The sequence below is a fragment of the Sphingopyxis sp. sgz302558 genome (genome assembly GCF_057220455.1).
In genome coordinates this window covers 97,524-119,654 of record NZ_JBXPUZ010000002.1, presented here as the reverse complement: position 1 = coordinate 119,654, position 22,131 = coordinate 97,524, and the positions used below count along the sequence as shown (strand labels likewise).

Here is a 22,131-nt window from a genome sequence, read left to right as displayed (position 1 = left end):
TCCGGTCATGCATATCAGCCGAATGGATGAAATTTCGCGTCGCGCCTTCCTTCGCCGCAGCCAACAACTCGCGATTGCCGGAACGGCATCGGCCTGGGCCACCGGGCTGGTCGGCATTGGTGAAGCCGCCGCCTTCAGTGCCGGAAATGATTACAAGGCGCTGGTGTGCATATTTCTTTATGGCGGGAATGATCACAACAGCACGCTGATCCCCTTTGATTCAACCAATTATGATCTGTACAGCGCCATCCGCGGCGGCGGACCGGGACAAACGGCGGGCGGCATCACCCCGGCGCGTGCATCGCTGGCGGGGACGGCGCTGACCCCGGCGGGCGGCCAAGTGCTGACCAACAATCTGCAATATGCGCTCGCGCCTGAAATGACGCGGATGAAGGCACTGTTTGATGCCGGGCGCATGGCGCCGGTGCTGAACGTAGGACCGCTCATCGCGCCGCTGACGCTGGCGCAGTATAACAGCTCGAACCACGCAGCCAATCCGCGTCCGGCGAAGCTGTTTTCACACAATGACCAGCAATCGACGTGGCAATCATCGAAGCCCGAGGGCGCTACCGACGGCTGGGGCGGTCGCATGGGCGACCTTGCCCTGTCGAGTAACGCCAACAGCCTGTTCACTTGCATATCGGCGACCGGAAACGCGGTGTTCCTGTCGGGCCAGCAGGCCCTGTCCTATCAAGTGTCCAGTAGCGGCGCGATTGCGGTGAACAGTCTGCGCAACAATTCGCTATTCGGCTCATCTGCTGCCAGCGCCGCGCTGCGCAATTTGATGACCCAGACCAGCAATCATGTTCTGGAAGCCGAATATAACCGGATCGCCAAACGGTCGATCGATGCGGAAAGCGTCGTCTCACAAGCGTTGCAAGGGGTAACGCTGACCACATCCTTCCGCCCCGCGGTTGGCAACAACGGCCTCGCTAACCAATTGCAGATCGTCGCGCGGATGATTGCAGCGCGACAGGCGCTGGGCGCGCGTCGACAAGTCTTCCTCGTCAGCATGGGCGGGTTCGATTTGCATGACAATCTGATTGCCAATCAGGGCAATCTGATGGGACAACTCGATTTCGCCGTGGATGCGTTTTACCGTGCCACCGTCGAAATGGGCATTGCCGACAAGGTGACGACCTTTACCGCGTCGGATTTCGGCCGCACGCTGCAATCGAACGGCGACGGGTCGGACCATGGCTGGGGCTCGCACCATTTTGTTATCGGCGGCGCGGTCAATGGCGGGCGCTATTATGGCGTGGCGCCGCAAATTTCGGTGCGCAGCGACGATCAGGTTGGTCAAGGCCGCCTGCTGCCGACCATCGCCACCGATCAATATGCCGCCACGATGGCCAGCTGGTTCGGCGTGTCGGCCAGCGAACTGCCCAGCGTGACGCCGAATATCGGTCGTTTTGCCAGCGCCAATCTGGGCTTCTTGGCCTGATCTGACAGCAAACGTGCGCAGCGTTCCGTCATTGCTTCACGGCGGAACAATCACGGCCTTGAGCGGTTGACATGGCGTGGCCGCAAGATTGGCCGCGCGATGCGATCGGAACAGCCATGCATGACCCCAACCCCAAGCCGGTGGTCCCAAACGAACTTCCTCCAAACCAGCCCGATGAGATTCCTGGCGAGGGCGGAGACGTGGACTATCCCGGGGAAACGCCAGCCGAGACGCCTCCGGTCAAGTAGTGAACCGCGATTGTCACTCCAGCGGCGGCAGAAACCGCCAACTACCCGAAACATTTTCCAGGGTTTGGGCCAATGCTGTATAACAGTGACCAGCCATGGCAGCGCGAGGAACAGGACCATGACAGCCCATAAAGAAGGCGATACCACCGTTGTTGACACCGACGAGGCGCGCGCGGGCAAGACCGGCGTCGGTTTGCGCTATGTCCTTGCCATATCTTTGGTGATTGTGCTCGGCGGGATGCTGTTCGTCCTGCTGTTCCAGTCGGGGGCGCTGCGCCTGCGACCCTGATGTCGGACACCCCTTGCTGCTATCGCATTGGCGCTATAGGCCAACGCGCGGAGGAAGGGCAGGATGATGACGACGGCAATCGAGGCAGTAACCGGCGGATGCCAGTGCGGCGCGGTGCGATATCGCGCGGTGCCAAAGGCGGAAACGTCGCACATCTGCCATTGCCGCATGTGCCAGAAGGCGGCGGGCAATTTTTTTGCGGCGCTGGTCAGTGTTGACCGCGACCAGATCGATTGGACACGCGGTGCACCGGCCGAATTTGCCAGTTCCGCCGATGTCACGCGCGGCTTTTGCCGCGATTGCGGAACGCCGCTGACCTACAGCTATCGCACCAGCAAGCATTTGTGCGTGACCACCGGCTCGCTCGACCAGCCCGCCGCCTTTGCCCCGCAAATGCAGTTCGGGATCGAGGCGCGGTTGCCGTGGATCGCCAGCCTGCCCGCGCTGCCCGATGAAGGCACCACCGAAGAAACCATGGCGGCACAGGTCGGCAGCATCAGCGCGTCGAACCGCCAGCATCCCGATCACGATACGGCAAGCTGGCCCGCATGACTCCGACGGCCAAAATCCTGTTGCTCGGGTCGGGCGAGTTAGGGCGCGAATTTGTGATTTCGGCCAAGCGGCTTGGCTGCCATGTCATCGCCTGTGACAGCTATGCCGCCGCGCCGGCGATGCAGGTGGCGGACGAGAGCGAGGTTTTCTCGATGCTCGACGGCGATGCGCTGCGCGCCGTCATTGCTCGGCACCGTCCCGACCATATTGTGCCCGAGATAGAGGCGATCCGCACCGAGGTGCTGGCCGAGGTAGAGGCCGACGGCTTTCACGTTGTGCCCAGCGCCCGCGCGGCGCAGCTGACCATGAACCGCGATGCGATCCGCGACCTGGCGTCGGGCACACTGGGCCTCGCCACCTCACGCTTCGAATATGCGACGACCCGCGACGAATTGGCGGCGGCGGCAGGGCGGATCGGCTTTCCACTGGTTGTCAAACCGGTCATGTCGTCGTCGGGCAAGGGACAAAGCACCGTGCGCGACGCTGCCGGAATCGGTGCGGCGTGGGACTATGCCGCATCGGGCATGCGCGGTGACCGGCTGCGCGTGATTGCCGAGGCGTTCGTCGATTTCGATTATGAAATTACGCTGCTGACCGTGCGGCACAAGGATGGCGTGACCTTTTGTCCGCCGATTGGCCACCGGCAGGAACGCGGCGATTATCGCGAAAGCTGGCAACCCGCCGCCATGTCACCCGTCGCGCTGGCCAGCGCGCAGGCGATGGCGGCCAAAGTGGTCGATGCGCTGGGCGGCCACGGGATTTTCGGCGTCGAATTTTTCGTGAAAGGCGATGCGGTCATTTTTTCGGAACTCAGCCCGCGCCCGCATGACACCGGCATGGTGACGCTGGTGTCGCAGACGCTGAGCGAGTTTGATCTGCACGCGCGCGCGATATTGGGATTGCCCATCCCCGCCATCGCGGTGCCCGCTGCAAGCGCCAGCGCGGTTATCTTGGCCGACCGCGATGCCGATGATTTTGCCATTTCCGGCCTCGCCGCCGCGCTGGCACCGCCTGATCCGGCGACGCACATCGATGTCCGCATTTTTGGCAAACCGATGACCCGGCCCTATCGCCGCATGGGCGTTGCGCTGGCGCGCGTCGATGGAGGTACGCTGGACGACGCGCGCGCCGCAGCGGTTGCAGCGGCCGCGCAGGTCCGCGTCACCTATCGCTGAGGCGAGGCGGAGCCGCGACGACGGGATTTTCCTTGCCGATCAAGGGCGTTGCATCGGTGCTGGTGTGCGATAAGCTGAGCGACTGGCCGACCCCCTCCCACCCGGCCGAAGGAAATGTGCAACAGCATGCAGTCTTGGCTTCTTCCGCTTGCCTTGCTGGTCGCCGAGCCGGTGGCCGAACCCGTCATCGCGCCCGCGCCCGCGCCGACGGCGACCACCCAGACGCCTGCCCCCCAGCCGCCGGCTGACAGCGAAATCATCGTCACCGCTGAGCCAGCGCCGCCGCCCGAAGACCCGCTGCAAGCGGTCAATGTGCAGAGCTTTGAGGCGGTGCAGGAGATGGACGAGGCGCTGGTCGCGCCAGTGGCACGCGCCTATGAAAAGGCCGCACCGCGCGGGGTGCGCAAGGCGCTGCGCAATGTGTTCCAGAACCTGCGCGAGCCGATTGCGGCGGTCAATTATCTGCTGCAATTGAAGGTCGGCAAGGCGTTCGAGACGGTCGGGCGCTTTGGCATTAATTCGACCATCGGGCTGGCTGGCATCATCGACGTCGCGAAGAAAAAGCCCTTCAACCTGCCACGCCGTCCCAATGGCTTTGCCAACACGCTGGGCTTTTATGGCGTTAAGCCGGGGGCCTATTTCTATCTGCCGCTGATCGGATCGACCACGGTGCGTGACTTGTTCGGCGGCACGGTCGATGCGCTGTTTCTGGGGAGCATCCTGCCACCGCCGATCAACGAGCCAATCGTTGCCATCCCGGCGGGCACGCTGAGCGCACTGGATTACCGCATCGAGAACGACGAGGCTATCCGCGCGCTCAACGAAGACAGTGCCAACCCCTATCGCGCCACACGCGAGCAATATCTGGCGCGGCGGCAGGCCGAGATTGATGCGCTGCGCGGGCGCACAAAGACGCCGGTGATCAGCGAGGAGGCGACACCCAATGACCTTGTCGATACAGCGCCTCGGCCCGAATGACATCACCCAAATGCGCGGCATCAACGCGCTGTTCGCTGATGTCTTCGAAGATCCCGAGCATTATGCCAGTACGCCGCCCGCCGACGAATGGCTGCGCGCACAATTGGCCAATCCCACGGTAATAGCGCTGGCGGCGCTGGACGGTGAAGCAGTCGTTGGCGCGCTCACCGGCTATGTGCTGGCGAAGCTGGAACAGGAGCGCAGCGAGATTTACATCTATGACTTGGCCGTCGCCGTCAGCCACCAGCGGCGCGGCATCGCCACTGCGCTGATTGGCCATTTGCAGGACATGGCGCGCGAAATCGGCGCGTGGGTCATCTATGTCCAGGCCGACCATGGCGATGACCCCGCCATTGCGCTCTATACCAAGCTCGGCACCCGGGAAGATGTGATGCATTTCGACATCGCGCCGAAATAAATTCGACGTCCTGTCGAATCTGCCGGACCGTGCGCGTCTCCAAGGCAAGGGTCTGCAACTCCCTGCACACCCGCCCCCGAGGAGTTTTGCATGTCCGAACAAGTGACCTTTGCTCGCACCCCTGTCTGGTTCCGCGCCGTGATAGGGCTGGGCATCCTGTGGAACGTCTTTGGCGTTTACCAGTTCGCGACTCAGACTTTTGCCGACGAGACCATGCTGTTGAACGGCGGCATGACGGCGGCACAGGCCGCGCTTTATGCCGGGCTGCCGGTGTGGATGCCGATTGCCTTTGGCGTCGGCACGATTGGCGGGCTGATCGGAACGCTGCTGCTGCTGGCAGGGCGCCAATCGGCCACGCCGGTGCTTGGGCTGTCGCTGGCGGGCTATATCGTCCTTTACATCGGCGACATGACGGAAGGCGTTTTCGCCGCATTCGGGACCCCGCAGGTGGTTATCCTGTCGAGTGTGGTAGCGATAGCCGTCGGCCTGTTGATGCTGGCACGCCTCGCCGCGCGGCGCGGCTGGCTGAAATAAGGTTGGCTGCGGCAGTTGGTGCGGCGATCATTACCGCCCCACCTTCGCCGTCAATGCCAGACCGGCCGCCACAAAGCTCAACAGCGCCGCTGCAGTCAACATGGCTGGGATGCCGCCAATGCCGTCGAGCCAGCCGAGCATCAGTCCGCCAAGCACCGAGCCCAGATTGAACACCGCCATAAACACCGCAAACTGCGTCGCGGCGATTGCGGGCGTGCACAAGCGCATCGCCAGCGCGCCGCCCGCAACGAGCCGCATGGCGCGCACAATTTCGGTGGCAAAGATGAAGGCAATGAAGACGGCAGGGCTGGCCCACTGTGATTGCAGCGCCAGCATCACCAGCGCGCAAAGCCCCGTCATCAAAGCAGCAAAAATGAAGGCCTGCCGCGCTCCCCACCGCGCAGCCACAAAGCCGAACACGAGCGCGGTGGGCAGTCCGGCAAGCAACTGCGCCTGGCTCGACCAGATGGTGAAGGTATCTTTCTGCCACCCTAGCACGTCGGTAGCGAACATCGGTTTGACCCCGTTCAAAATCCCGGGTGCCGACAGCGCCGTCACGAAAGCCAGCATCAGGAACAGGATTTGCCGCTGTGACATGGCCGCAAAGACGTTGCGAATGATCGGCCACAATGCGCCCAGATGGATGTCGAGATTGCGCTGCGTGGCGTGTCCCTCCGTCCACGGCAGCAGCCGCTCGCCCGCGCGTTCGCGCACCGCCACCACGAGCGCGAGAATCATCACCAGAATTGCGGCCAGCGCGAGCGCAGCGGTCGGCACACCCTGATAGGCGATCAGGGTGCCGCCCAGCCCGGTGCCAACGGCGATACCGGCCATCTGGCCGCCGAACATGACGCCATTCACGCGCTCAATCTCTTTTTCGGGCAAGATGTCGGCGGCGAGTCCGTCCACCGCAACGTCCTGAATGGCTGACCCCATGCCAAGCGCGAAGGCAAAGGTGGTGACCAGTGCAATGTCTGCCGCGTCGGGGTTCATCACCGCCATCACCGCAAAAGTGCCGATCATGCCCAGCTGACCGGCAATGATCCATGGCCGCCGCCGCCCCATGGCGAGGAAGGCATAGCGGTCCATCACTACGCCATAGGCAAGCTTAAACGTCCATGGCAGATTGGCCATCGCCAGCAATGCGCCAATTGCCGCCGCCGACGCGCCATTTTGTGCAAGCCAGCCGGGCAACGCGAAGTTGATGAGGCCGAGCGGCAAGCCCTGCGCAATGTAGAGCAGGAACAATGTCGTGACACGCAGCGTGCGATGCTCGCTGAGGGCAAGCTGCGGTGCGGGCATCGGCAGGGCAAGCGTGCTGGCCATGGCGGCACTCCTTTACAGGCGATGGCTGGGAAAATGGGTGTGGCGGGCGGCGACCAGGGATGACTGCCGCCCGCCATTGGTTCCGAATGGGTCGCTTATTTCAGAACCAATTCCTGATATTCGGTCGAGCCAAGGCTCTCGCGCATCTTCATGCGCTCGGCATTGCCGGCGGCGGCCGTGCGATTGTCCAGCGCCAGCGCGGCTTGCACCTTTTTGCGCATCGCTTCCTGCTGCGCGGTGGTCATATAGTCCTTATACTCGATCAGCAGGATCAGGTCGGGCTCACCGGCGCGAGGATTATTGACCGCGAGCACGCGGTAGCTGACCACCACGCCCTCTTTCTTGCCCATTTCCTGAATCTTCTTCCAGGTGGTGGCGAGGTAATCCATGTAGTTTTCGAACTGGCCGGGCATCACGTCGATGCGGCTGGCTTCCCAGACCGTGCCGGGGGTGTAGCTCGATTCCTGCGCCACGGCAGGCGCGGCGAGCGCGGCGGCAACCATCAATGCGGCCCCGGCAAACAGTGTTTTCAAAGTCTTCATCGTATCTCTCCAAATTTGATGAAATCAGCGCGGCTCAACGAACCTTATATTCGCGCAGGAGCATGCTGCTTTTGATCGTGCGATATTCGGCACGGTTGCCGGACTCTGCCTGGCGCTGCGCGATGGTGCTTTTCGCCCATGCGTCATAAACCTTGGCGCGGCGCTGTTCTTCGGCGGTGTCGGGCATGCTGGCGAAAGTCGTCATCAGATAGACATTCGGTTCGCCATCGCGGGGATTTTCGTTGACCCAGATGCTATAGCCGGTGATCCAGCCCTGCGATTTGGCGAATTCCTGGTTCCTTTTCCATTCGCCGGCGAGGTGCATGGCATATTTCAGCGTCGCACCGTCCTTGACGTAAATGCCGCCAACTTCGGCATAGTCACCCGCCACAAGCGGCGATTCCTGCGCCAATGCGGCGGTAGGCAGGGCCATCGGCACCGTGATCATCATGGCCGCAGCCATCATCATGTTCTTCAGCATCGTCATCGTCTCTCTCCCTCAATGCCGCCTGCTCGGAACCAAGCGGACGGTAGCGTTGCAGGAAAGCGCGCCGCGCCCGCCGCAAAGCGGACACAGTGTCCTAGCCTTCGGAATCCCATCGCTGCGATCCGTCCAAACCGTTCATTTTTGGCTTTCCCTGTGCCCTGCATGATGCTGGCAAAGGTGCCGCAGCGTCAATCGGCCGCGGCGTCAATAAAGCGTCAATAAAGCGTCAGGAGGAGGTTAAACGCCGTTCGTGGGCACCGCCAGCAGGTCGGGCCAGCCATATTTATCCCACGCCGCCGCCATGCCGATGCGCTGGGCGAAGGGGATGAATTCGGGGTCCTGCCAGATGCGGCACATTGGTTCGACCTCGGTCCACAGCGGCACCAGCCCCATCAGGTTGGACGGCGTGATACTGAGGCCATAGGTCCGGAAAACCAGATCGACATTGCCGATCATGACCGCTGGACCGCTGATAGCGATGTCCGATTTGTCGTGCAGCACGGCAAAGAGCATTTCGAGCACTTGGCCATATTGCTCGCGATACTCCTCTTTCCCGCCGCAGATGCCCTTGGCCGCAAGCATCCAATAGGCATCCATCGCTTCGGGCGTCTGGATGCCGATGCCGACGGGCGGCAGGATCATGTCGTTCACCATCGACTGCGTCTGCAGATATTGTTCGATGGCGCGGTCATGCTGCCCCTGTACCGCCGAATTGAGCCCCTGGTGAATGGATGGCATGCCCAGATCGACCATACGCTGCGCCGATATGGTCGCCGCCTCTAGTTCGCCCATACAGAATTGCACACACCACAGCAGCGCATATTTGCGCCCATCGACCGGATCCTGGTCGACTGCGGCCTTGATGTAAGGCACGGCATCGCGCGTCCGGCCGATAAAGATCAGGAAATAGGCGAGCCGCATCTGCACCGCCGGATCGTTGGGGTCTAGCCGATACGCCTGATAACCATAATCAAGCCCGCCGGTAAAATTGAAGCGGGTCAGTTCATAGACACCCAGGAGCGAATAAGCATAAGCCAGCCCCGGCGATAGGGCGATGGCGCGGTGCGCGCATTCGGCCATTTTTGCGGCCTCACCATTGCGGTCGGGGCACTGGGTATAAACCGACACCAGCTGGTGCGCCTCGGCCAGCGCAACCCAGCATTCGGCAAATTCGGGATCAAGCGCGAGCGCGCGCTTGAACAGGGTGACCGCCGTATCCAATACGCCCTCACCAAAACGTTTGGCGCAGAGCGATTGCCCCTGCAAATACAGGTCATAGGCCTCTTTGCTGTGCGTCATGCTGCGCACTTCGGGGTCCGGTATCTCGATTTTGAGCGCGGCAGCAATCGCGCGCGTCACCGCCTGCGCGACATTTTCCTGCAGCTGGAAAATGGCGTCGAGCGTGCCGTCATAGCGTTCACCCCAACGTTCAAAGCCGTTCGATCCGTCGATCAACCGGACGAAGATGCGCACGCGTTCGCCCTGTCGCTGCACCGACCCTTCGACCAGATGCTCGACCCCCAGCGTCTGTGCGATAGAGGCGGGAGCCAGCGTGCTACCGCGAAAATGAAACGCAGAAGCGCGGCCAGCCACGCGCATCTGCTGCACCTGCCCGAGTGTCGTAATCAGTTCATCGACAATGCCATCGGCGAAATAATCCTGCCCTTCCGGCGCACCAAGTGCGTGGAAAGGCATCACGGCAATGCGAACGCGGTCGTCGCCCGCGCCAGGCTCTGGTCGCAGTCCCTGCACGCCGCGCACGGCCCAGGCCTGCGCCAGACGGTTGGCGGTCGGCGCATTGCCGGCACGCTGTAGCCGGTCCACCGCTTCGCCGATGCTAACGCCGATCCGCGCATCGACCTCGGCGCGGCGCGCGCTCAGCCAGCGGGCGAATTCATCGCCGAACTGCATCGGGCCAAGCAGCCGTTTGGCACCGATGCTACCCAACATGCAGCGCACCATCTCCACATCACCCACCGCCAGCGCCATATCGAGTTCGGCGAGGTCGCTCGTGACCCTGCCGGGGTTCAGCGCCACCGCGTCGCGCGCAACGGACAAGATGGCACAGCCATGCATTTCGAGAATTTTACCCAGTTCGAGCAGGCACTGGCGCAAGCTGGCCCGCGCTTGCGCCTCGAACCGTCCGGGCCAGAGGAGCCCGGTAATGGTCTCACGCGCGAGCGATTGGCCGGGCGCCAGCGCCAAAATGGCCAGCAAGGCGCGCGCGCGGCGGTTGGGCAGCGCAATCGCCTTGCCATCCGGCCCCGCCAATGCAAATTCACCGAACAGGGTCAGGCGCGCTGGCGCCGCGCCCGCTGGCAACGACCCGTCGCAATCATCCAATTGCTTTTCGGCCATTCGCGCCAAGCTCCCCCGCATGTGAAGCTAGTGCGAACGGCGGACAAAGACCAGAGGTCGATTTTGCACGCTTTCTGCAGCGCTAGGCCGCCCGCGCGTGCGCTGCTACACCGCGCCACATGTCCCAAAAGAATCATCTCTATCTGGTCGATGGCTCAAGCTATATCTTTCGTGCCTATCACCGCTTGCCGCCGCTCACCAATCCGCAAGGCGTGCCGGTCGGCGCGGTCTATGGTTACACCACCATGTTGTGGAAGCTGGCGAAGGATTTGCATGAAGCCGACGGGCCGACGCACCTTGCCGTTATCCTCGATCATTCGAGCCAGTCGTTCCGCAACCACATTTATGACCAGTACAAGGCGAACCGGCCGGAGCCGCCCGAAGATCTGCGGCCGCAATTCCCGCTGATCCGTGATGCGACGCGCGCCTTTTCGCTGCCGTGCATTGAACTTGAAAATTACGAGGCCGACGATCTGATTGCCACCTATGCCGAGACGGCGGTGGCGTCCGGGTGGGACGTCACCATTGTATCGTCCGACAAGGATTTGATGCAATTGGTGCGCGAGCCCGCCGACGGTCCGCACGTCGATATGCTCGACACGATGAAAAATGTCCGCATCGGCGTCGCCGGGGTCCAGGAAAAGTTCGGCGTCGAGCCTGAACGGGTAGGTGATGTCCTCGCGTTGATGGGTGACAGCGTCGACAACGTGCCTGGTGTCCCTGGCGTCGGGCCCAAAACTGCGACCAAGCTGGTCGTCGAACATGGCAGCATGGAGGCTGCGCTCGCCGCCGCCGAGGGCATGAAGCCCGGCAAATTGCGCGACAATCTGATAGAACATGCCGACATGGCGCGGCTGTCGCGGGTGCTCGTCGATTTGAAGCGCGACGTGCCGCTGCCCGACCCGTTGGATGCGCTGAAGCTGGGCGCGATCCCGCCCGATCCGCTGCGCGCGTTCCTGACCGAGCATGGCTTTCGCTCGTTGGCCGCGAAGCTCGACAGCGGCGCTGCGCCGCCGGGTCCATCGCCGCTGAAGACGCAGGGTAATGGCACATCCCCGTCGCCTGCCCCCGCCCTATCCGCCAGCACACCGATTGACCGCAGTGGCTATGCCTGCGTTACCACTCTGGCCGAGCTTGAGCAGTGGGTCACGGACGCGCGCGCGGCGCATGTCGTCGCGGTCGACACCGAAACCGCCAGCCTCGACAGCGTTACCGGTACGCTGGTCGGGGTCAGTCTGGCCACCGCGCCGGGCAAGGCCTGTTACATCCCGCTCGGACATGGCGGCAGCGACATGTTCTCCGAAAAGCCGCAGCAAGTTCCGCTCGACGACGCGCTGGCGTTGCTGCGCTCGCTGCTCGCCGACGATGCGGTGCTCAAGATCGGCCACAACCTCAAATATGACATGGGCGTGCTAGCGCAGCATGACATCCATATCGCTCCCTATGATGACACGCTGGTGATGAGCTTTGCGCTCGATGCGGGCGCGCATGGGCATGGCATGGACGAGCTGGCGAAACTGCACCTCGATCACACATGCCTGTCGTTCAAGGAGGTGTGCGGGACCGGCAAGAGCCAGATCAGCTTTGCCGAGGTCCCCCTGCCCCGCGCCACCGAATATGCCGCCGAGGACGCTGACGTCACGCTGCGGCTGTGGCAACTGCTGAAGCTGCGCCTGCCGCGCGAAGGCGGGACGCGCGTTTATGAAATGGTCGACCGACCGCTGGTGCCCGTGGTCGAGCGCATGGAAAATGCCGGGATCATGGTCGACCGCGATTATCTGGCGCGGCTATCGGGCGAGTTCGCGACCGAGATGGCGCGGATCGAGGCGGCGATCCATCTGGAGGCCGGCCAGCCCTTTGCCATCGGCAGCCCCAAGCAATTGGGCGAAATCCTGTTCGACAAGCTGGGCCTGAAGGGGGGGCGCAAGGGCAAATCGGGCGACTGGTCGACCGACCAAAGCGAGCTCGAACGCTTGGAACGCGACGGCGTGCCGATTGCGCGCATGATATTGGAATGGCGCCAGCTGGCGAAGCTCAAATCGACCTACACCGACGCGCTGCAGCAACAGATCAATGCGAAAACGGGGCGCGTCCACACCAGTTATGGCCTGGTCGGCGCGCAGACCGGGCGCTTGTCGTCAACCGACCCGAACCTGCAAAACATCCCGATCCGCACCGAGGTTGGCCGCCAAATCCGCGACGCCTTCATCGCCGCGCCGGGGCATGTGCTGCTGGCAGCGGATTACAGCCAGATCGAGCTGCGTCTTGCCGCGCACATGGCCGATGTGCCCGAGCTGAAAGAAGCCTTTGCCCAAGGGCAGGACATTCACGCCGCCACCGCGATCGAATTGTTCGGCGAGGTCAACCGCGACACGCGCGGCAAGGCCAAGACGGTCAATTTCTCGATCCTCTATGGCATTTCGCGCTGGGGACTTGCCGCACGGCTGGAAGTGACGCCCGACGAGGCGCAGGCGCTGATCAGCCGCTACTTTGAACGCTTCCCCGGCATTAGCGACTATATCCGTGACACGCTGGAGGGCGTGCGCGAGCGCGGCTACACCGAGACGCTTTTCGGCCGCAAAACCTGGTTCCCGCGCATCAAGGCCCCGAACCAAAGCGAACGCCAGGGCAGCGAACGCGCCGCCATCAACGCCCCCATCCAAGGAACCAGCGCCGACCTGATCAAACGCGCAATGGTGCGGATGCCGGGCGCGTTGGTTGAAGCGGGACTGGGCGATGTACGCATGCTGCTGCAAGTGCACGACGAACTGGTGTTCGAAGTCCCCGAAGGGCGCGAGGAGGCGGCGGGCAAGGTCATCCGCGAAGTAATGATGGGCGCAGGCGCGCCGGTGCTGACGCTGTCCGTGCCGCTGGAGGTGGAGATTGGGACGGGCAAGAGTTGGGGCAAGGCGCATTGATGAACCATATTTCCCGCGCCGCGCCGCCTACCTAGATTTCCGCTGCATGATTTCGCGCCGTCCATTTGCGGCGCTACTTGGTAGCGCAGCATTATGCGGATTGGCGGGGTGCATATCCCCTCCCCATTATCGTTATCGGTTCAAGATGACGATTGAAGTTGAAACGCCCGAAAGCATCCGCTCCGGTTCAGCAGTTTATGAAGTCACAGCTAGTCCGACTTTTGCACAGCAGCTAGGTAAAGATGATTTTTTCAGGAGATGACCTCGGTTCATTACGGTGACAGCACTAGGGTCATTACGGTTCATTACGGTCATAATTTACGGACACAGCGCACCAATTAACCCGTTAGTCTTAAGCCCTCGCTTAATTTATTGCACTGTCACCGTAACCTCTGTCACCGTAATTTCGTTCCTGCTGCTCCGGAAGCGGGCGTCGCGGACCGGCTGGTGCTCGACCTGTGAGCGGCCGGGACCCCGAAAGCCTTCGGCATTACGCCAGACGGAATGATGCCTTGCACCTTTCCGCCATTCTATCGCGGTAACGATGGGCCTAACTTCGTGGGGTTATCGGAAACCATTCGTCCACTGCCGATAACCGCTGACGGCGCCTTCTCCCTCCTCTTCACGGGTGCCGACAAGCTGACCGGGCGGGGCACCATCCCCCCGTCCTGCTCCGCCCGGTCTCTTCCTTCCAGCCGCTTGATGGAGTTTCGTATGAGCCAGTCCCCACTTCCCCCCTCCAACGAAGATACCGCGCGCGCGAGCGTGAGTTTTGCCCGCGCATTCTCCCACGCGATGATGCGGGTTCACGATCTCCAGATGACCAAGCGTTTCTTCGTCGAGGGGCTCGGCCTCGTGGAAAAAGGGACCTATGTGAACGAGAAGGGCGGCTACACGATGGCTGTTCTCAACGTTATCGGTGACGATCAGTTCGAGGTTCACCTCACCTACAACCACGATGACGAGCAATATGCCGGAGGCCGCAATTTCGGGCATTTGGCCTTCGTTGTCGACAACCTCTACGCGACGTGCCGCCGCATTCTCGATCTAGGCTTTACGGTCGCCCGGCCACCGCGCGATGGCCGGATGGCATTCTTGCGCACACCAGAAGGCATTGCCATCGAACTGGTGCAGCACGGCGGTAAACTCGAACCGTGCGAACCCTGGGTGTCGATGGCCAATAACGGCGCCTGGTAGCCCGGCTCCCCGCCCTCTTTTCTCGGGACTTACGCGGAATTACGGGAATTACGGTGACAGCTGCGTCATCCCCGAAATTCCTTCGTCATTTTAAATGATGTACGGCGCAACGCTTATGCAACAGCATGTCCCCGAACACCCAACCCCCTGCGGTCTCTGTGCACCTCTGCGCCCACTGCGTGAAACCCCTTTCCTACATTGCATCGCTTTGCGATGCTGGCGGGAGGGGTTCTTTCCATCGTCTAACCATGTCCACCAGCGGCGCCGGAACGCGGACCGGCCGACCCTGGCAAATGAGGGATATTTCGCCGTCGCTCACGGCAGTCCTTACCGAAATCTGAAGCACCGAGGCACCCTGCATAGCGTGTGAAGTTGCGCAGTTTTCCGCGCTTTAACCGCCGCTCATTCAGCTCGACAATTCTCGCTGAGCCCGCACGGCATGCGGCGGTGCATTGACTTGATAACTTCCCGCTGTATTAATGCACCAATACAGCGGGAGGAAATTCGATGCGACCAGTTTTCTTGTTCGCGGCTTGCTTCTCGGGCATGTTTGCCGCCCCGCTTGCGGCCGCACAAGCGCAGTCCGCACAAACGCCGGTCGCGCAACCGGAAACCCCCGTTGCTGCCATCGAAATTCTCCCCATCGATTTTTCGGGCGGCACGCTGGGCGGCGCGGGCGGTGACCGGCTGCGCGGGGCTTTGACCGATGCCCAGTTCATTGCGCTTGGCGAAGATCATGGTCTGGCCGGGCCGCCCCAATTGGCGCACGCGCTGGCCAACGCCGCGCAGGCGCTGCCAAATGCCGATCCCTTGTTCCACGCGGTCGAAGTCGGCCCGATCACCACAAAATGGACGCAAGATTTGCTGGCGAAGGGTGGCTTGGCCGCGCTCGACCGCGCGCTCGATGGCCGCGCGCTGACGATGCCCTTTTTGTCGAATGTCGAGGATGCCGCGCTCGCCGCGCCCTTTGCCCGGCAGGGCCGCCTGTTCGGGATTGATCAGGAATTTGTCGGCGCTCCAATCCTGCTGCTCGAAATGCTGGCCGCGCGCACGCGCGATACTGCGCTGCGCAAGCAGCTGGAGGCCGCCACCAAGGCCGATATCGCGGCCATCGCCGAGGGACGCTTCAACGACCTGTGGCTGTTCAGAACCGACGCCGCCGCAGTTGCGGCGCTCCGCCAGCGCTTCGCCCGCGATACCAAAGCGCAGGCGATATTTGACGCCCTCGCCGTCAGCGCTGAGGTTTACCGGCTGAACAATGTCGGACGCTATCTGGAGAATAATGAACAGCGGACAGCGCTGATCCAGCGCTATTTTCTGGACGCCTGGAACAATGCGTCGCCTCGGCGGCCGCGCGTGCTGTTCAAAATGGGCGCATCGCACATGGGGCGCGGCACCACCCCGCCATGGATTTACGACATCGGGTCGCTCTTGCCCGGATTGGCTGCAAGCGAGGGCAAGCGCTCATTGCATATATTGTATCTGCCCTTGGCTGGTCAAATCCGCGCCATAAGGCCTAGCGCGTCCGGCTTGACCGCGGTCACCGATGTGAACGACCAGATTGCTGGCCCTTTGCTATCGGCGGCGGGGGTGGATCCCGCCAGCCTGCCCGCAACAGGCCATGTGCTGATCCCCCTCGCCCCGCTGCGCCATGCCGTGGCAGCGAACAAAAAGCTGCGCGATCTGCCGCACGATGCCCGCTTCATGCTGCTGGGATTTGATTATCTGGTGACGACACGCGACGCGGCTGCGGCCACCAGCTTCGAGTCCAATTAGGTGCTGCGGGGACGGCTAATCCCCCCGCCCCTCATATGCCTCGACAATCCGTCCCACAATCGGGTGGCGCACCACATCGGCGCTGGAGAAGCGCGTTACCGCAATGCCTTCCACGCCTTCCAGCCGCTCGACGGCGTCAGCCAACCCTGAACTCGCCGGTATCGGCAAATCGACCTGCTTGGGGTCGCCGCACACCACCATGCGGCTGTTCTGGCCAAAGCGGGTGAGGAACATCTTCATTTGCGGGATAGTGGTGTTCTGCGCTTCATCGAGGATCACGAACGCATCGGCCAGCGTGCGGCCACGCATGAAGGCGAGCGGCGCAATTTCGATTTCGCCGCTCGCAATCCGCCGCTCGACCTGTTCGGCGGGCAAGCAATCGTGGAGCGCGTCGTACAGCGGGCGCAGATAGGGGTCGACCTTTTCCTTCATGTCGCCGGGCAGAAAGCCGAGCTTCTCCCCCGCCTCGACCGCCGGGCGTGACAGGATCAGCCGCTGGACGCTGCCGGTGATCAGCTGCGCCACCGCCTGCGCCACCGCCAGATAGGTTTTACCCGTCCCCGCCGGACCGAGCGCGAAAATCACATCCTCGCGCGCTAGCGCGTGCATATAGTCGACCTGCGTGTTGGTGCGCGGCGCGATGACCTTCTTGCGGGTGCGGATGACGATGCTCGACGTCTGCGTCGCCTCGTGGCGGATGATGCCATCCAGCGTCGGCTGCGCGGTCATCGCAATCGCGCCTTCGACGAGGCCGAGGTCGACCTCTTGCCCATGGCTGAGCTGATCATAGATAGTGGAGAGCACGTCGCGCGCGCGCGCCGCGCTTTCGGCCTCGCCCTCGATCTGCACGCGGTTGCCGCGCGCCGAGATGTAAACGCCCAGCCGGTTTTCGATGGCGACCAGATTGCGGTCAAATTCGCCGAACAGCGCGCCCATCAATTGGGTGCGTTCAAATTCCACTGTCAGGCGGACGCGGTCGCCGGGGGCCGCAGGCGTGTTCGACAGTGGCTTTTTTGACATAGGCTTTTAGGCATCCTGCAGTTGGAGAGGCTCCGCAGTCAGGCTGTTTGGCCCGGCGGCAGTCAAGGTCACATCAATCATATCGCCGATCGAGAGACCCGGCGCAATCACGTGCGCCGATTGCAGCCACGGCGTTTTGCCGAGCAGCTGCCCGTCACGCTTGCCATGGCGTTCGAGCAAGATTTGCGTACGGCGGCCGACGCTGGCGCTGTTGAAGTCATGCTGGTGGCGGTTGATCGCGGCCTGCAAGCGTTGCAGCCGGTCGTCCATCACTTCGTCGGAAATCTGTCCGTCCATCGTCGCGGCGGGGGTGCCGGGGCGGCGGCTATATTTGAAACTATAGGCCTGCGCGTAGCGAACCGCGTCAACAATGTTCAGCGTCGCGGCAAAATCTTCCTCGGTTTCGCCCGGGAAGCCGACGATAAAATCGCCCGACAGGGCAATGTCGGGCCGTGCCGCGCGGACACGCTCGAGCAACCGCAAATAGCTGTCGGTCGAGTGGCTGCGGTTCATCGCCTTCAAAATCCGGTCGCTGCCCGATTGCACCGGCAGGTGGAGGAAGGGCATCAGCTTGTCGACCTCGCCATGCGCGGCGATCAGCCCATCGGTCATGTCGTTGGGATGGCTGGTGGTATAGCGGATGCGCGCCAGCCCATCGATGGCGGCGAGCGCACGGATCAGGCCGTCGAGGCCAACGCTGCGCCCGCGATCATCCTCGCCCTCCCACGCATTCACATTCTGCCCCAGCAGCGTGATTTCGCGCGCGCCGGCCTCCACCAGTGCGCGGGCTTCGGCGATCAAGTCGGTAAAGGGCCGGCTGATCTCTGCACCGCGCGTATAGGGTACGACGCAATAGGTGCAGAATTTGTCGCACCCTTCCTGCACCGTCAGGAAGGCGCTGGGGCGCTGGCCCGCCGCACGTTTGGGCAGGGCACCGAATTTCGAATCGAGCGGCATATCTAGGTCGATGGCGCGCTTCCCAGCCGCCACGGCACCCAACATTTCGGGCAAACGGTGATAAGCCTGCGGGCCGACGACGACATCAACCATCGGCGCACGCCGCGCAATTTCCGCGCCCTCGGCCTGCGCTACGCAGCCCGCCACTGCAATTACCGGGCGCGAGCCATCGTCGCGGCGCAGGCGGCCAATGTCCGAATAGACCTTCTCCGCAGCCTTTTCGCGGATGTGGCAGGTGTTGAGCACAACGACATCGGCAGCGGCCGCATCGGCAGCAGGGACCATCCCCTGCGCGCCCAACAGCTCGGCCATGCGGTCGCCGTCATAGACGTTCATCTGGCAACCGAAATTCTTGACATGATAGCTTTTGGGGGCGGTGATACTCATCGCGCGGCCCATAGGCGAAGCGACACGATTCAGCAAAGCCCAACCGCAACCATGCGGTGCAAGATCGCGCTGCGACACGCCTCTGCGATTGCTTTGCGGTCGTGCACGGTGTCAAAGGGCAGCGGGTCAAGATAATGAATGGTCAGCGGAATGTTGCGCAGCCGCGCGAGCACGCGGAAGAAATTGGCGAGGCCGGTTTCCTCGCCGATCCAACAGATTTCGGGTCCCACGTCGCCATAATCCAGCAGCACCGGCTGGATGCGCACCCCGGGCGGCGGCGGCGCGACCGCCTGGAACAGCGAGGCACGAAAGGGCAGGATTTCGCGCCCGGTCCAGGTCGTGCCCTCTGGAAACAGCGTCACGGGGTGGCCATGATGCAGCGCACGATGCAGCGATTGCGCCTGGGCATGCGCATCCCGCTTGGCCGCGCGTTCAACATACACGCTATGGTTCTGGTCGGACAGCCAACCAACCAGCGGCGTATCGCGCACCTCGGACTTTGCCACAAAGGAAGAGCGCGCGGCGCCGCCCAACGCCATGATATCGAGCCAGCTGACATGATTGGCTGCGAACAGCACGTTGCGTTTGAGCCGTTTGCCCGTCGTGCGAATGCGCAGGCCGCCAAGCCAGCCGACCGCGTTCAGAAACGCCATCACCATCGGCGACGGTCGCCCGACCGCCCGATAGCAAAGGTGCGGCACAATCAGGAACAAGAGGACGCCGAGCATCCCCAAGAGGCGCAGCACCCCCTGCGGCGTGATGCGGACGCGATCAGTCGCGCTTGCGATCGAGGGCGACGCCATAGAGCTCCATGCGGTGGTCGACCAGGCGATATCCCAGCCGTTCGGCAATTACCTTTTGCAAGGCTTCAAGTTCGGGATCGACGAATTCGATGACCTTGCCGGTTTCGACGTCGATCAGATGGTCGTGGTGCGCCTCGGGCGCGGCCTCATAGCGCGAGCGGCCGTCGCCAAAATCATGACGGTCCAGTATACCAGCCTCTTCGAACAGTCGGACCGTTCGATAGACGGTGGCAATCGAAATGCCGCTGTCGATAGCGGAGGCACGCTCATAGAGCGTCTCGACATCGGGATGGTCGGCCGAATCCGAAATCACCCGCGCAATAATCCGGCGCTGCTCGGTAATGCGCAGCCCCTTTTCGGCGCAGAGAGCTTCAAGATCGATGGCACCGGGCATGGACGGCTTTCAAACAAAGGGATTGTCGCCACCTCTATAGGAAGCTGCGTTGCAACCGACAAGGGCGGCACCTTGCGGTACCGCCCTTGTCTGATTTTTGATTGTTAAAGCCGTCAGACCTTTTTCTTCCGGCGCCCGCCACCGCGGCCCTTGGTGCCGAGGCCAATTTGCTTCGCTAGCGTCCGGCGCTGCTCGGCATAATTGGGAGCGACCATCGGATAATCGGCAGGCAGACCCCATTTCGCGCGGTAATCATCGGGGGTCATGCCGAACGCGGTCATCAGGTGACGGCGCAGCATCTTTAGCTTCTTACCATCCTCGAGGCAGACAATATAGTCGGGCTTCACGGACGCGCGCACTGACACAGCAGGCACCAGCTTTTCCGGTTCGGGGATCAGCGCACCGCCCAGATTGCCGAGCGCGCTATGCACGGTGTTGATCAGCAATGACAAATCGGAAATGGCCACACTGTTGTTGCTTACATGCGCAGCAACAATGTCCGCCGTCAGCGTTACCAGCATTTCGGCGCTTTCGGATTGTTCGGTCATAATGCAATTCCTCTGTTATTGGACCCGTCCGATGTCATTTTGACTGACATCTTTTTATGCTGCTGCGCCATTGCATCTTAGCTGTGCAGTATCAAGTCTATATTCTGTTATTTGCGTCAGAATTGTAACCGCATGGTGACCGCATCACGTTTTTTCCCGTCAAGGCCATGATAATAGTCACGGCGAAGGCCGCATTGCACAAATCCAGCGCGAACATAGAGTGCGCGCGCGTCATTATCGGCCCGCATTTCTAGGAAATAGTCAGCCGCTCCGTGCGCGCGTGCCCATTTTAGCCAATCGTCGAGCAACAATTGACCGACCCGTTGGCGGCGAAACGCCGGAACGACGCCCAATAACAATAGTTCGGACTCGGGACCGGCGAGCCGCGCCGCATGAAAACCCACCGCCGTGCCCTCACACGAAGCCAGTGTCAGACGTGTCCCTGGAACAGCAAACAATGTCATCAACTGCGCCTGCGTCCACGCCTCGCCAAAGCACGGGTCGAACGCCGCGTGCATGACATCCATGACGGCGCCAGCATCTTCCGGTCCGGCGGCGCGCAGCGTTACGTTCAAGGCTGTGCTCATGCTGGCATACGGGCGTCGGGCGCACGGGCATAAACAGGGCGCGGCGGCCAATTTGCCTGTCCGGCAGCGATGTTCAGCGCGTCGCGTGTATTGGGCAGCGCCGTGACGGGCGCACCGCCAAAACGCTCGGCATAGGCGACGGCGCGATTGCCGATGATAACGCCGGAAAAGGATTGCTCCGCCTGATCTGGCGTAAGCGAAACATGGTCCGCGCGGGGCACTCCGGCCGGACCAAACGGCTGGATCAGCCATTCGCCGTGACCGCCGTCCATCACGACCAAGGCGTCGCCGTCAGCCGCCGCTGCTACCAGCGCCAGACTGTTGAACCCTCGCACTTCGCCCTGCCAGCCGAGCGCCAATGCCCGTGCGGCGGCAATGCCAACGCGCACGCCGGTAAAGCTGCCGGGACCGCAGCCAACCAGAATCGTCTGTGCCCTGCCACCCCCATCGAGCTCGGCAATCATTGACACCAGCCGCTCGGCATGACCGCGCCCAATCTCCCGGTGCGCCGCATCAACCAGCTGGTCACCGACAAACAGCGCAACCGAGCATGCTTCGGTCGACGTATCGATGGCCAGCGTACGCAACAGCGTTAAACGATGCGGTTGAACCGGCCGAAACCGGGGCGCGGGCTGCGCTCGAAAATCGTTGCTGGATCGCCATAACCCAGCGTCGAGATGAAATTGCTCTTCACGCTGGGCTGATCGGCAAAAAAGGCCGCATCGACCGCGTCATTGTTGAACCCCGACATCGGCCCAGTGTCCAGCCCCAGGGCGCGCGCGGCCATGATGAAATAGGCGCCTTGCAGGCTGCTGTTGCGGAACGCGGTCTTCTCGATCAGCACGTCATTGCCGACAAACCAGCTGCGCGCATCGGTGTGCGGGAATAATTCGGGCAGATGTTCGTAAAATGCCATGTCCATGCCGATGATGGCGGTGGCCGGAGCTTTGACAATTTTTTCGCCATTTGCGGGCATCGCACAAGCGGCGAGCCGTTCTTTGGCCGCATCACTGGTGCACCAGATAATGCGCGCGGGCAGGCAATTGGCACTTGTCGGCCCGAACTTCATAAGCTCCCAAATCGCTTCCAGCTGCTCGGTGCTGACCGGCCGGTCCTGATAGCCGTTAAATGTTCGGGCGGTGCGGAACAATTGATCGAGCGCCGCAGCGTTCAGCGGTTCGGCCATGGCTATT

The 22,131-nt window shown here is 62.2% G+C and carries 23 protein-coding genes; 11 read left to right on the top strand and 12 right to left on the bottom strand.

The window, feature by feature from the left end; translation table 11 throughout:
• Positions 1-7 precede the first annotated feature (7 nt).
• The 7 genes from AC2TC0_RS05885 to AC2TC0_RS05855 all read left to right on the top strand — a co-directional run bounded on the left by AC2TC0_RS05885 (position 8) and on the right by AC2TC0_RS05855 (position 5,638).
• Positions 8-1,444 (top strand): DUF1501 domain-containing protein, encoded by a 1,437-nt coding sequence (locus tag AC2TC0_RS05885; protein WP_484716585.1) that lies wholly within the window; start codon positions 8-10, stop codon positions 1,442-1,444.
• Positions 1,445-1,810: 366 nt separating this feature from the next.
• Positions 1,811-1,981, top strand: coding sequence for a hypothetical protein (locus AC2TC0_RS05880; protein ID WP_484716584.1), 171 nt, complete (start codon positions 1,811-1,813; stop codon positions 1,979-1,981).
• 63 nt (positions 1,982-2,044) lie between these two features.
• Positions 2,045-2,533, top strand: a complete 489-nt coding sequence (locus AC2TC0_RS05875) for a GFA family protein (protein WP_484716583.1) — start codon at positions 2,045-2,047, stop codon at positions 2,531-2,533.
• Entirely contained in the window at positions 2,530-3,708 is a 1,179-nt protein-coding gene (gene purT, locus AC2TC0_RS05870) for a formate-dependent phosphoribosylglycinamide formyltransferase (protein WP_484716582.1), read from the top strand. Before AC2TC0_RS05875 ends, purT begins: the two co-directional genes overlap by 4 nt.
• Positions 3,709-3,834: 126 nt before the next feature.
• A complete protein-coding gene (locus AC2TC0_RS05865) occupies positions 3,835-4,686 on the top strand; it encodes an MlaA family lipoprotein (protein WP_484716581.1) in 852 nt (283 codons plus the stop codon).
• Positions 4,652-5,104, top strand: a complete 453-nt coding sequence (locus AC2TC0_RS05860; protein WP_484716580.1) for an AAC(3)-I family aminoglycoside N-acetyltransferase — start codon at positions 4,652-4,654, stop codon at positions 5,102-5,104. Before AC2TC0_RS05865 ends, AC2TC0_RS05860 begins: the two co-directional genes overlap by 35 nt.
• A gap of 90 nt (positions 5,105-5,194) precedes the next feature.
• Positions 5,195-5,638 carry a hypothetical protein gene (locus tag AC2TC0_RS05855; RefSeq protein ID WP_484716579.1) on the top strand — a complete coding sequence of 148 codons (444 nt, stop codon included), beginning with the start codon at positions 5,195-5,197 and terminating at the stop codon, positions 5,636-5,638.
• A 30-nt stretch (positions 5,639-5,668) separates the two neighbouring features.
• Here AC2TC0_RS05855 and AC2TC0_RS05850 read toward each other — a convergent pair whose 3' ends face one another.
• From AC2TC0_RS05850 to AC2TC0_RS05835, 4 genes are all read right to left on the bottom strand, one after another.
• Positions 5,669-6,964: an MFS transporter gene (locus AC2TC0_RS05850; protein ID WP_484716578.1), complete on the bottom strand. Its 1,296-nt coding sequence runs from the start codon at positions 6,962-6,964 to the stop codon at positions 5,669-5,671.
• A 95-nt stretch (positions 6,965-7,059) separates the two neighbouring features.
• Positions 7,060-7,506, bottom strand: a complete 447-nt coding sequence (locus AC2TC0_RS05845; RefSeq protein WP_484716577.1) for a hypothetical protein — start codon at positions 7,504-7,506, stop codon at positions 7,060-7,062.
• A gap of 34 nt (positions 7,507-7,540) precedes the next feature.
• Entirely contained in the window at positions 7,541-7,993 is a 453-nt protein-coding gene (locus tag AC2TC0_RS05840) for a hypothetical protein (RefSeq protein ID WP_484716576.1), read from the bottom strand.
• 237 nt (positions 7,994-8,230) lie between these two features.
• Positions 8,231-10,351 carry a hypothetical protein gene (locus tag AC2TC0_RS05835; RefSeq protein ID WP_484716575.1) on the bottom strand — a complete coding sequence of 707 codons (2,121 nt, stop codon included), beginning with the start codon at positions 10,349-10,351 and terminating at the stop codon, positions 8,231-8,233.
• Between the two features lie 119 nt (positions 10,352-10,470).
• Here AC2TC0_RS05835 and polA point away from each other — a divergent pair, with 119 nt between their 5' ends.
• The 4 genes from polA to AC2TC0_RS05815 all read left to right on the top strand — a co-directional run bounded on the left by polA (position 10,471) and on the right by AC2TC0_RS05815 (position 16,242).
• Complete coding sequence (gene polA / locus AC2TC0_RS05830) at positions 10,471-13,269, top strand: DNA polymerase I (protein ID WP_484716574.1); 2,799 nt, start codon at positions 10,471-10,473, stop codon at positions 13,267-13,269.
• A gap of 46 nt (positions 13,270-13,315) precedes the next feature.
• Positions 13,316-13,531, top strand: coding sequence for a hypothetical protein (locus tag AC2TC0_RS05825; protein WP_484716573.1), 216 nt, complete (start codon positions 13,316-13,318; stop codon positions 13,529-13,531).
• A 533-nt stretch (positions 13,532-14,064) separates the two neighbouring features.
• Entirely contained in the window at positions 14,065-14,466 is a 402-nt protein-coding gene (locus AC2TC0_RS05820) for a VOC family protein (protein ID WP_484717463.1), read from the top strand.
• Between the two features lie 507 nt (positions 14,467-14,973).
• On the top strand, positions 14,974-16,242 hold the full coding sequence (locus AC2TC0_RS05815; RefSeq protein ID WP_484716572.1) for a hypothetical protein: 1,269 nt from the start codon (positions 14,974-14,976) through the stop codon (positions 16,240-16,242).
• A gap of 15 nt (positions 16,243-16,257) precedes the next feature.
• Here the strand turns inward: AC2TC0_RS05815 and AC2TC0_RS05810 are convergent, their stop codons facing one another.
• The 8 genes from AC2TC0_RS05810 to AC2TC0_RS05775 form a co-directional block, all read right to left on the bottom strand.
• The gene (locus tag AC2TC0_RS05810; protein ID WP_484716571.1) at positions 16,258-17,262 is read right to left on the bottom strand and encodes a PhoH family protein; all 1,005 of its coding nucleotides are present in this window, start codon (positions 17,260-17,262) and stop codon (positions 16,258-16,260) included.
• A 6-nt stretch (positions 17,263-17,268) separates the two neighbouring features.
• On the bottom strand, positions 17,269-18,618 hold the full coding sequence (gene miaB / locus AC2TC0_RS05805; protein WP_484717462.1) for a tRNA (N6-isopentenyl adenosine(37)-C2)-methylthiotransferase MiaB: 1,350 nt from the start codon (positions 18,616-18,618) through the stop codon (positions 17,269-17,271).
• A gap of 17 nt (positions 18,619-18,635) precedes the next feature.
• Positions 18,636-19,409 (bottom strand): lysophospholipid acyltransferase family protein, encoded by a 774-nt coding sequence (locus AC2TC0_RS05800; protein WP_484716570.1) that lies wholly within the window; start codon positions 19,407-19,409, stop codon positions 18,636-18,638.
• Positions 19,378-19,803, bottom strand: a complete 426-nt coding sequence (locus AC2TC0_RS05795; protein WP_484716569.1) for a Fur family transcriptional regulator — start codon at positions 19,801-19,803, stop codon at positions 19,378-19,380. Before AC2TC0_RS05795 ends, AC2TC0_RS05800 begins: the two co-directional genes overlap by 32 nt.
• 113 nt (positions 19,804-19,916) lie before the next feature.
• Entirely contained in the window at positions 19,917-20,351 is a 435-nt protein-coding gene (locus AC2TC0_RS05790) for a Ros/MucR family transcriptional regulator (RefSeq protein WP_484716568.1), read from the bottom strand.
• A 116-nt stretch (positions 20,352-20,467) separates the two neighbouring features.
• Positions 20,468-20,938, bottom strand: coding sequence for a GNAT family N-acetyltransferase (locus tag AC2TC0_RS05785; RefSeq protein ID WP_484716567.1), 471 nt, complete (start codon positions 20,936-20,938; stop codon positions 20,468-20,470).
• Entirely contained in the window at positions 20,935-21,525 is a 591-nt protein-coding gene (gene tsaB / locus AC2TC0_RS05780) for a tRNA (adenosine(37)-N6)-threonylcarbamoyltransferase complex dimerization subunit type 1 TsaB (protein WP_484716566.1), read from the bottom strand. Before tsaB ends, AC2TC0_RS05785 begins: the two co-directional genes overlap by 4 nt.
• A gap of 5 nt (positions 21,526-21,530) precedes the next feature.
• Positions 21,531-22,124, bottom strand: coding sequence for a malonic semialdehyde reductase (locus AC2TC0_RS05775; RefSeq protein WP_484716565.1), 594 nt, complete (start codon positions 22,122-22,124; stop codon positions 21,531-21,533).
• Between the last annotated feature and the right edge of the window lie 7 nt (positions 22,125-22,131).